The 7556-nt window shown below is 45.2% G+C and carries 4 protein-coding genes and 2 pseudogenes; 2 read left to right on the top strand and 4 right to left on the bottom strand.

Annotation, left to right across the window (positions count from 1 at the left end):
• Nucleotides 1-108 precede the first annotated feature (108 nt).
• Nucleotides 109-465, top strand: a pseudogene (locus WFH18_RS15980) (hypothetical protein); the annotation flags it as partial.
• Between the two features lie 58 nt (nt 466-523).
• On the opposite strand, the gene WFH18_RS15975 reads toward WFH18_RS15980, so the two are convergent.
• The 4 genes from WFH18_RS15975 to WFH18_RS15960 all read right to left on the bottom strand — a co-directional run bounded on the left by WFH18_RS15975 (nt 524) and on the right by WFH18_RS15960 (nt 7297).
• Nucleotides 524-2242, bottom strand: a complete 1719-nt coding sequence (locus tag WFH18_RS15975; protein WP_004732007.1) for a proline--tRNA ligase — start codon at nt 2240-2242, stop codon at nt 524-526.
• A 96-nt stretch (nt 2243-2338) separates the two neighbouring features.
• Nucleotides 2339-5446 (bottom strand): efflux RND transporter permease subunit, encoded by a 3108-nt coding sequence (locus WFH18_RS15970; protein ID WP_004732006.1) that lies wholly within the window; start codon nt 5444-5446, stop codon nt 2339-2341.
• 24 nt (nt 5447-5470) lie between these two features.
• Complete coding sequence (locus tag WFH18_RS15965) at nt 5471-6598, bottom strand: efflux RND transporter periplasmic adaptor subunit (protein WP_004732003.1); 1128 nt, start codon at nt 6596-6598, stop codon at nt 5471-5473.
• Between the two features lie 51 nt (nt 6599-6649).
• Nucleotides 6650-7297, bottom strand: a complete 648-nt coding sequence (locus WFH18_RS15960) for a hypothetical protein (RefSeq protein WP_004732001.1) — start codon at nt 7295-7297, stop codon at nt 6650-6652.
• A gap of 124 nt (nt 7298-7421) precedes the next feature.
• Between WFH18_RS15960 and WFH18_RS15955 the strand changes: the two are divergent.
• Nucleotides 7422-7556: pseudogene (locus tag WFH18_RS15955) on the top strand (IS5/IS1182 family transposase); the annotation flags it as partial.

The raw sequence follows: 7556 nt of genomic DNA, 5'->3' as shown, positions 1-7556 counted from the left end.
TAAGTTTAAATATGAACACCCCGAATCAGATGTATGAGCAAACAAAAACCGAGCTAATTGCTTAACTCGGTTTGAAGTGGAATACTGTCAATCTATTTCAGGACAAGACATCCAGCTTCACTCTCCTTGCAATCCCAAAGCATCTTATGGCCTGGCGCAGCAGTCGCGGCAAAACAAGGATGGTGGATGGCCATGGAAGATGAAGTAGATTTAGGAAGTATTTCACCTTCATATAGTGTGCCAATTTCAGATGCTGTTTTAAAGCAAACTATTACAGGAATTAACCATGATTTAACCACTAATGTGCGAGATTGTGGGAGTCTAGTTTTTGGTTGTGTGCTAGGGAGTGCGCTTGATGTAAAGGAAATTAAAAATCCTGCACTACTTGATTTCCCTCTCACTAATTTAACTTTACAAGGCCAGAATTTTAAACCGAACTGTTTCGGTGGACATAAATTCTGTTAAGGGTGCGATAGCCATAAAAAATCCCGCCAGATGCGGGATTTTTTATAAGAAAGTGAAATTATTTAGCAATCTTCGCCAATAATTCTTCTTTCGAGATATTTACTGATTCAGCATCACGGCGGCCTTTATATTCAAAAGTACCTGCATCTAAACCTTTTTCACCGATCACAATACGGTGTGGAATGCCTGTAAGCTCAAGATCAGAGAATTTCACGCCCGGACGTTCATTACGGTCATCGAGTAACACGTCAAAACCTGCAGCTTGTAATTCAGCATAGAGTGCTTCCGCAGCTTCCATAGTTCGTGGAGATTTGTGTGCATTCATCGGCACAATGGCAACTTCAAACGGTGCAATGGCAGTTGGCCAGATAATGCCCTTCTCATCAAAGTTCTGCTCGATTGCAGAGGCCACCACACGCGTCACGCCAATACCATAACAACCCATTGTTACAGTAAATGGTTTGCCATCTTCACCCAATACTTTACAACCCAACGCTTCAGAGTATTTTTGACCCAACTGGAAGATATGACCTACTTCGATACCACGTTTGATTTGAAGCGTACCTTTACCATCTGGAGATGGGTCACCTTCAGCCACGTTACGTAGGTCATAAACTTCAGTGAACTGTGCATCACGTTCCCAGTTTACACCAGTTGCGTGTTGATCTGCTGCATTTGCACCCGCAACAAAATCAGACAATACGGATGCTGCACGATCAACAATAACGCTTACACCTTTTTCGACCAGACCTTGAGGACCGACAAAGCCAGCAGTTAAGCCAAGGGCTTGCAGTTGTTCTTCAGTAGCAAATGTTAAAGGTGCAGCAATTAAAGGATGTTTTTCAGCTTTAATTTCATTCAGTTCGTGATCGCCACGAAGGAATAAAGCAACCACAGGTGCATCTTGACCTTCTTCAGTCGCAACACCTTGAACCAATAAGGCTTTTACTGAATGAGCAGGGTTCGTACCCAAGAATGCTGATACATCTGCAATGGTTTTTTGATTTGGTGTATCTACCAGTTTGAGTTCTTGTGTAGGTGCCGCACGTTCACCGACAAGTACTGCTTCTGCCATTTCAATATTGGCTGCATAGTCAGATTCAGTCGAAAATGCGATATCATCTTCACCGCTTGAAGCCAGTACGTGGAATTCGTGAGAACCTGAACCACCGATTGAACCGGTATCTGCTTGTACTGGACGGAAATCTAAACCAAGACGGGTGAAGATTTTGCAGTAGGCTGCATACATGTCGTCGTAGGTTTGTTGCAGTGATTCCTGGTTGGCATGGAAAGAGTAGGCATCTTTCATAATGAATTCACGTGAACGCATTACGCCAAAACGTGGCCGAATTTCGTCACGGAATTTGGTTTGTACTTGGTAAAAGTTTGCAGGCAATTGCTTGTAGCTTTTTAATTCGTTACGTGCAAGGTCAGTGATCACTTCTTCATGCGTCGGACCGAGAACAAATGGGTTGCCATGGCGGTCGTTGAAGCGTAAAAGCTCAGGACCGTATTGTACATAACGACCTGATTCTTCCCATAAAGATGCAGGTTGAGTCACCGGCATATAGACTTGAAGTGAACCGACTTTGTCCATTTCTTCGCGAACGATCGCTTCAACTTTATTTAATACGCGAACGCCCATCGGCAACCAGGTGTATAGACCTGAAGCCAACTTACGAATCATACCGGCACGAAGCATGAGCTGATGTGAAATAACCTCAGCATCGTTCGGGGTTTCTCTTAACGTTGCAAATAAAAAGCGACTCGCGCGCATGGAAACTGTCCTAAAAAATTAAGCGTTAAAGCAGGGATTATACAATAAAAAATGAGGTGAGCTTTTGGGAATGTCACCTCATTGTGTTGCATTAAATTATGCCATGATTTTACGTGCCTGACGCAGCATAAAATTCTTAAAGTCATCCAGGTAAGTAAAGATCACCGGCACCACCACCAGGGTCAGCAGGGTAGAGGTAATTACCCCACCAATCACCGCATGCGCCATCGGTGCACTTTGTTCACCACCTTCACCTAGCCCTAGGGAAAGTGGCACCATGCCCATGACCATCGCGCTGGTAGTCATCAGAATAGGACGCAAACGGGTTTTACCAGCGGCAATAATCGCATCATAACGGTCTTCGCCGCGGTCCATGGCCTTCTTGATGAAGTCGATCAGCAGAATCGCATTCTTGGTCACCAGTCCCATCAGCATGATAATGCCGATAATCGAAAATAGATTCATGGTGGAATTAAACAGGAATAAGGCCAGAAACACGCCAATCAGCGACAATGGCAGTGAGGCCATAATTGCTGCAGGATGAATAAAACTGTTGAACTGCGAACCGAGCACAATATAGATAAAGACAATCGACAGGGTAATCGCAGTCAGTGCATAACCTGCGGATTCTGCCATGTCGGCATTGGAGCCTTGAGTGTCGAAACTATAACCCGGTGGCATATCGAAATTTTCTTGCAAGCGGCTGATATCCGTCCCGATGTCGCCTGCAGGACGTCCTGAAGTATTGGCCTCGACCAGAACTTCACGTGCCAGATCACGTCGATTAATCTGCGAGGCGCCCAGTTTTTCTTGAAATTTGGCGACACTCGAAAGCGGGACCAGAACTGGTTGATTATTGGCATCGGTTTTATTCGAGGTGATATACATATTCTGTAAATCGCTAGGCAAGCTGCGCTGGTCTTCGGTCAGGCGCAGATTCACATCATAGGTTTCACCTTTTTCATCCTGCCAGGTCGTGACATCATCACCGGCAATCAGCGGACGCACTACATTGGCAATCTGATTGACCGATAAACCTAAATCACTGGCCAAGACGCGATTGATCTGTACATCAAGAGTCGGCTTGGGTTCTTTTAATGAAGTTTCCAGATCGACAATGCCATTAATCTTCGCCATTTCCGTCATAAAGCGATCGGAAATTTTTTGCAGTTCATCTAGATCCGGACCTTTAATCGAAATCATGATCGGCTTCTGGCCACCTGAAACGGTTTCATCGGCGGATGCCACCGAGGTAATGCTGATTCCTGCAACCGATTGTAGACGCTGGCGGAATTCATTATTCAGGTCATTCAGGGTCTTTTCACGTTCGGTACGCGGCGTTACAGTCACCCGTAAACTGACATGGTTTTTACCGCGGTCAGTTGCGCCATTAATCACCCCATAAGTGGCTTTGACATCCGGATGCTGACGAATAATCTGATCCACCTGCTGCAGTTTGGCTTGTGAATATTCAAGCGATGAATCGACCGGTGTTTCAAACTTGATCCGGATTTCGCCTTTATCCGGGACCGGTACAAATTCGGTGCCGATCAGTTTGGATAAACCCAAAGCACCAAATAATGAAGCGACCGCAATCAGCAGGGTAATAAGCCTAAAACGTAAGGCCAGTTTTAATAATTTTTCATAGACATGGCTTAAGTTATCCAGCTTGCCGGAGATCCAGCTAAAGAAACGTTTCACCCAACCTGGTTTTTTGTTTGGATCTTTTTTCTTTTCTGCCCAGTGTGCAGAGAGCATAGGATCCAGGGTAAAGCTGACAAACATCGAGATCAGAACGGCCATACTTACCGTGACCCCGAACTGGTAGAAGAAACGGCCAATAATTCCGCCCATAAAGGCCACAGGCAGGAATACGGCAACAATGGTCAGTGTCGTGGCCAGCACGGCTAAGCCAATTTCTTTTGTGCCATCGAGCGCGGCAGTTACATGGTCTTTGCCCATGTCGGCATGCCGGACAATGTTTTCACGTACTACAATTGCGTCATCGATCAGCAGACCAATACTCAAGGACAGCGCCAGCAAAGTCATCATATTGATGCTAAAGCCAAAGGCCCAGATAAAGGTCAGCGTGCCCAAGAGTGCAATGGGTAGGGTCAAACCGGTAATCACAGTTGAACGGAAAGAGCCTAAAAATAATAGGACAATCAGCACAGCCAGTACCGCACCTTCAATAATGGTGCGGGCTACATCGCCAATGGTGCCGCGGATACTTTTGGAGGAATCTACCACTACTTGTAAAGTAGTGCCTTGGGGAAGCTGCGCCTCAATACTTTCTAAAGTTGCATAGCTCTTGTCTACTACTTCAATGACGTTTGCATCTGAACTACGCAAAATATCAATCGCAACTGCAGTTTTGCCATTCAGAAAAGCTGCGGATTCCAGCTCTGCCTGACTGTCTTGAATATTAGCCACTTGTCTGAGGAAAATTGGTACGCCGTTTTTATTGGCAATGACCAGATCGCCGAAGGCGAGGGGATGCAGCACTTTGGAATTGATTTCAATGACCAGTTCCGAATTACCCGATTTAAGCGTCCCCCCCGGGACTTCAATATTCTCGGCTTTTAAGGTGTTGATCACGCTATCTACACCAATGCCAAAGGCTTGCAGTTTTTGCGGTTCCACCTGAATCCGGATCTGGCGCTGCGCATCACCAAGCAGATTGACCGTTCCGACTCCCGGAACTGTGCGCAGTTGTGGCACAATCCGCTGATCCAGATAAGAACTGAGCGCTTTTACATCCATGTTGTCGGATTCAAATACAATCGACATCACTGCATTTGCTGTCGGATCATAACGCTCAACAATCGGTTCCTGAATTTCATCCCGGAATTCAGCAGTCACAGAGGCGACTTTATCCCGCACGTCCTGGGCTGCTGTGGTCGATGTCACATCCAGATTAAATTCGGTGGTGATGATGGACAAACCTTCACTTGATTGGGAAATCACCTGTTTTAAACCGGAAATGGTATTGATCTGATCTTCAAGTTTTTTGGTGATTTCCGATTCAACCGTTTCCGGAGAAGCACCCGGATAGTTGGTATAGATCACCACAAAAGGGAAATCGACATCAGGAAATTCTTCAACGCCCATGCGCTGCCAGGAAGCCAGTCCCAGTACCATCAGGCAGAACATCATCATAATGGTGAAAACCGGATACTTCACACTAATTCGGGTAAACCACATATCAATGATCCTGTGTGAATGGCTTTAGTTGGCGCGAAGGGTGACAGTTTTTTGCAGATCGGATTCGCTAAACTTAACCCGGCTGACCTGATCGCCATTTTCCAGTCCTTGAACCACGGCAATGTTGTCGCTATAACGCTGTTCTAGAACCTGAACATTGACCTTGATAATTTTATTCTGGCGAATCACCCAGACATAGGGTTTGCTCTGGATATCCTGGACAGTATCTAATGGAATCAGCTGGCCAGAGATCTGTTGTGAACTCAGAATGTTGCCTTCGACAAAGGAGCCAATGCTAAGTGAGGGAATTGTTTCATTTGGCGTGGCAAAGAATTCGATCTGGCGACTGGCCTGATCTGCGATCGGGGAAATCCGGCTAATTACGGCAGTGAGCCGATTTGGATTCCCTTGAATAGTGTATTCGACCTGACTGCCCAGTTTTAAACCTGATTGCAGATCACTGGGTACGCGTGCCTGAATTTCCAGTCGTTTTGGATCAACGATTTCAAACAGGGTTTGTCCAATCGCCACGGTTTGGCCGGGTTCAACCTGACGCTGGGTAATCACGCCACTGATCGGGCTGGTCATGGTGCCATCGCGATCTGCTTTCTGGGCAATATCGACATTGGCTTGCTGGGCGCGGACATTTTCAAGCTGGGCCTGATAATCGACCTGACTTTGTTCATATTCTACTTTTGAAATAAAACCCTGATCGAGCAGGCGCTTTTTACGCTGCATCATGTTGCGAGCCTGATTGGCTTGCGCTTGAGTAGAGGCCAGATTTGCACGTGCCTGTGCCAAGCGGGCTGCATTGTCCTGATTATTCAGGCGTACCAGCACCTGTCCTTTAGAAACAGTTTGACCTACCTGCGCGTTTACGCTGGTAGCAGTAGCAGAGACCTGTGCTTGTATGCTGCTTTGATTGACTGCACGAATAGTGCCGGTGAATGCAGTTTTTTGAACTGAATTGCCAGATTGAACTGCAACTAGATCTTGAGGAATGACTTCAATGGATTTGGGTGTTTCTGCTTGCTGTACGGGTTCATTTTTATCACAAGCCACTAAAAACATATTTAAGCAAAGTGCACTCATGATCAGGATAGAGCGCGGGGAAGGCATATTTAAATCATGAGAATGCGGTGCAGTTTGCATATGAGTCCTTTTAGCGTGCTATGGATCAAAACCACGGCCAGCTATTTGTATTTATTCAAGTGCTTTTAAACGGGCGATAATTTTGTCGTATTCTGCTTCCAGATTTCGATAGCGACTTTGTAAAGATTGAATATTTTCTTTTTGGGAAACGAGATTTTTCTGGTTATTGTCTAATGTTGTTTTCAGGTGTGCCGGTGGGGTTTTACCTTTACGTAAATATTCGCGTTCCTGACGCACAAACATGACCCGATCTTTTTGCAGTTGCTTCATTTGTTCTTGCTGGAAATCAATCTGTTTTTTTAACTGCACCAGGCTGTCATTCTTTTTCTGTAAAGCGGTCTGGCTATTATTATAAGCGCGCTTGAGTTTATGGTCTTCGGCAATCCGCTGCGCCTGTTGGGCACGTTGTGGCGCTTGCCTGATATCCGCTTCGGCATTATAAGGACGCGCTCGCTTAATGACCTGCATATTCTGGTCAAGTGCTTCATAGCCATAACGGATATGATTGGGTGTGACGTTAGTACTGATATTGGCCACACCTTTGCTGTCATAATAACGATACCAGGTGGCTTTTTGTGGGAGTTGGTTACTACTCGCACACGTTAAGCTCACCTGTAACAATAGCAGCGCAACAACAATGAATTGACCAGTCATTTTATTTTTATCAATGACAGCAAGTTTTCTTAAAAACTGACTCATCATTGGCTCCCCGAATTTAAAGTTGACTAAATTACTTATTTTAAAGTAGGGTCTGTTGACATTTACTGTTCAAAAAATAGCGAGAAAGTAAAATTTAATCGCCAAACTAAATTTACTTCTCGCTATGCCTCGTACAATGCTGAATGATCAACACTGGTCTAAGTTACTTTCTATTTTCCGAAATTTTGATATCTATTTCAAATCTAATTTGAGAAATTTTGTCGAAGCAATACTTTATAGAATAAGAACAGGCTGCCCA

Origin of the sequence: Acinetobacter sp. USHLN143, assembly GCF_037145695.1 — a bacterium.
Classification (GTDB): Bacteria; Pseudomonadota; Gammaproteobacteria; order Pseudomonadales; family Moraxellaceae; genus Acinetobacter; species Acinetobacter fasciculus.
This window is presented reverse-complemented; position numbering and strand designations above follow the sequence as displayed.